Below are 1,058 nucleotides of genomic sequence, written 5' to 3'. Positions count from 1 at the left end.
GATGAATTATAAAATTAAGTGCAACATCTGAACGTGAACGCAAAAAAAAGCCCACAGCGATGGCCTCGTTTAGAATGAAGTTACGACACAAACATTCAGACGGAGGAATCGCTATGAGCTACACCCATCTTACCACAACGGAGCGCGTGAAAATAGAGACCTATCTGGAGCTCGGGATGTCCATCCGGTCCATCGCGAGACGGATCGGGCGACAGCCCTCGACCGTCTCGCGGGAGATCAGACGGAACCCCGGCTACGAGTCAGGACGTGCGCAGAAACGCTACGAGAAGGCGAAAACCCATTGCGGCGTCAAGACGAAGCTCGACGACACGATGCGCCGGACGATCGTCGAGAAGCTGCGTGCGACCTGGTCACCAGAACAGATCGTCGGCCGCCTCTACGCAGGAAAAATTGCCTTCTCCACCATCTACCGCTGGATCTATGCGGGACGGATCGACGTGTCCGTGACCGTGCTCCGCCAGAAGGGGAAACGCCAAAAGCCGACCGAGACGCGCGGTCGCATCAACGTCGGTCTCCCCATCTCGAAACGACCTCCAGAGGTCAGGGGGCGCCGGACATTCGGGCATTGGGAGCTCGACACCGTCGTCTCCGGACGCGGGAAATCGAAGGCGTGCGTCGCGACGTTCATCGAGCGGAAGAGCCGGTTCTATCTCGCCCTGCCAATCGCGGACCGCACCGCGGCCTCGATGGAGGGGGCGATCCATGCGGTGCACGGTGCCTTCCCGGAAGGCACGTTCGAGACGGCGACGACGGACCGGGGCAAGGAGTTCAGCGGTCACGAGCGCATCCAGGCGTCGCTCGGCGTGCCGATGTATTTCGCCGACCCGTACTCATCGTGGCAACGGGGGAGCAACGAGAACGCCAACGGGCTCCTCCGCGAGTTCTTCCCGAAAGGAACGGACTTCGCGCAGGTCGGTGACGGTGAACTCGCGGATGCGCTAGCCAAGATCAACGGGCGACCGAGAAAGTGCCTGGACTGGAAAACCGCACACGAGGCCTTCACCGAGGAAGTGTTGCGCTTAATTTGACAAACCGTC

General features: G+C 60.2%; 1 protein-coding gene. It reads left to right on the top strand.

Annotated features, from left to right (window positions below):
- The first annotated feature begins 113 nt into the window (after window positions 1-113).
- Window positions 114-1,049, top strand: a complete 936-nt coding sequence (locus KNP80_RS15750) for an IS30 family transposase (protein ID WP_214835085.1) — start codon at window positions 114-116, stop codon at window positions 1,047-1,049.
- Window positions 1,050-1,058 lie beyond the last annotated feature (9 nt).

It is taken from the genome of Exiguobacterium sp. E4787 (assembly GCF_018618375.1).
Classification (GTDB): Bacteria; Bacillota; Bacilli; order Exiguobacteriales; family Exiguobacteriaceae; genus Exiguobacterium; species Exiguobacterium chiriqhucha.
The sequence above is the reverse complement of the archived record's forward strand: the minus strand, read 5'-3'. Positions and strand labels throughout refer to the sequence as shown.